The 2,222-nt window shown below is 34.9% G+C and carries 2 protein-coding genes; both read left to right on the forward strand.

Features of this window, described 5'->3' with window-relative positions:
• Positions 1–864: 864 nt before the first annotated feature.
• A complete protein-coding gene (locus tag CDZ78_RS17680) occupies positions 865–1,140 on the forward strand; it encodes a helix-turn-helix domain-containing protein (protein WP_307190515.1) in 276 nt (91 codons plus the stop codon).
• On the forward strand, positions 1,130–2,098 hold the full coding sequence (locus CDZ78_RS17685) for a reverse transcriptase family protein (RefSeq protein WP_087871162.1): 969 nt from the start codon (positions 1,130–1,132) through the stop codon (positions 2,096–2,098). The genes CDZ78_RS17680 and CDZ78_RS17685 overlap by 11 nt, the downstream gene beginning before the upstream one ends.
• Positions 2,099–2,222 lie beyond the last annotated feature (124 nt).

The following is a 2,222-nucleotide window of genomic DNA, read 5'->3' on the forward strand; positions in this document are numbered from 1 at the left end:
TACGCAGCGAATGGGAGATGCCCTGGTCGCCCTGCGTCCGTCCCAACTACTCACAAAACCCTGCTCCGTTTCCCTGATTTTAAGCGTTTGTGGAATGCGGTCTGCGGTACATCTGGCTTTCAGGACATGTAAAATTTTCATGTCATACTTTCCACTCTCGCAAGTACAACAGGTTGCGAGAAAGATAGCAGATCTCTGAATTGTTAACAACTCATCAAAGGGGTTACTAGCCACCTTGGGGCGGGGGAAAAGCTTTATTCAACAATCCGCTCGCCAAAGTTCTTCTGTAAAAACAAGTTTCACTCTCGATTCTTTGAATTTTCACATAATGAAAGTTCGCTATTTGCGAACTTTTTGTTGACATTCAAATATGATACTTGTTACTATAAATGCGCGACAGCATTGAGAGGAACTCGCCAAATAATTGAGTGTTTTTAATGCTCGTGGAAAGTCAACGCTTTCTAACTTCTTCCTTGCGGCCAAATTATGCTGCTCCCATCAACATCCGATGGTTAGTAACGCGATAATAACGTTGGGTACTAAACAGTGGGCGAATCACTGTATGAAAATAGGGGTTTACTGTTGGACTCTCTCATATCTCTGAATTAGGGCGAAACCATCTACATTTCGTAGAAGGATAATTTCGAGAAAAAAACTATGTTAGATAAAAATGCTATTCGTGTTCAACAGACACAACGTAAGAACAAACTTAAGAAGACTAAAGCCTTAATATGGAAACTTTTAAAGTGGTTAGTAGTAATCTGCCGCTTTATTTATAGAGTTTGGCGATTCTTTGAGGGGGAAGACTTGGGTTAGTGTTCCCCTCTTTTTTGAGGTATTCATATCATCAACAAAGCACTAAAAATAATCAGGCAGTTTCACGAATATAAACAAACTGATTTAGCTAAAGAATTAGGTATATCCAAATCTTACCTATCAGAAATCGAGTCGGGGAAAAAACCGATCACTTTTAAACTACTGAATAAATACTCTGATATCTTTGATATCCCAGTATCATCTTTATTTTTTTTCTCTGAAAACATAGGAAAAAGTAACCTTTCATCTACAAAACTTAAGAAAGTGGTTGCTTCAAAGATCCTTAATGTTATGGAATGGTTTGTAGAGCGATATGAGAAATAAATCAAAGCATAAGCTCAAAACATACGAGATTTGTGATTCCCCTTTATACAAATTAAGAAGCAAAAAAAAACTTCTCTCTTTGCTTTATATGTCAAAAGAAGAAATAGGAATTGCGGTTCAAGATACAGACAACTATGTGGTTTTTGAAACAATAAGAAAAAAAGGTAAGTCTCGAACCATTCAACATCCTAAAGATCGACATAAAGAAATTCATTGCCGCCTTGCAAACCTACTTATTAAAATAAAAGTCCCAAATTATCTTCACTCAGGAAGAAAAGAACACTCTTACGTAACTAATGCCAATCAACATTTAGGTGAAAAGAGAGTATTAACTACCGACATTTCCGCTTTCTTCCAATCAACTGCCCGAGATAACGTTTTCTGTTTTTTCTTAAATATAATGAAATGCTCTTCAGATGTGGCTGATACACTATCCCATATTTGTACATATAATGGTCACATTCCAACAGGAAGCAAGTTAAGTATGCCTTTAGCTTTTTGGTCTAACTTAAGAATGTTCGATCAACTTGAAAAACTATCTATAAAGCATAACGTTTGTATGTCCGTATACGTTGACGACATCACCTTTTCTGGTAATTCAATTAATAGATTGTTTCTATCGACTGTAAGAAAGATTATTACTTCAAATGGTCATACTCCCCATCCAGAAAAAACTAAAATCTTTGGAAAAAAAGACATAAAGGTGATTACAGGAGTAGTGATTAATGGGGATGATACTCTGATAACTAACAAACAAAACAAATTGATCTTCCAATCTTTTGTTGAATGGAAGGCTTCTAGAGATGAACCGTTAACCGAAAGATTAATAACTCAGAAGTTATTAGGTCGATTGAATGCTCTTTCTATGATAGATCCAAAGCTTAAAGATAAAGCCAAAAGTGTTACCAGCTATAAAAAAATTGTAATTAAATATGTAACTACTCAGCGTGTTTTTTAACTTTAAAATCAAATGGATATATTTTAATTTAACCTGACTTTAGTCATTTTCACCTTTAAAAAGTGGTGAAAATTGGACTAAAATTCAGAGAGATACATTAATTATTATTTTAAATCAATCTGTT

Source organism: Bathymodiolus platifrons methanotrophic gill symbiont (assembly GCF_002189065.1).
Taxonomy (GTDB): Bacteria; Pseudomonadota; Gammaproteobacteria; order Methylococcales; family Methylomonadaceae; genus Methyloprofundus.

Bases quoted from the DNA above. Each gene is read 5' to 3' on its own strand.
- CDZ78_RS17685 (WP_087871162.1), top strand. From the start codon at position 1,130: ATGAGAAATAAATCAAAGCATAAGCTCAAAACATACGAGATTTGTGAT.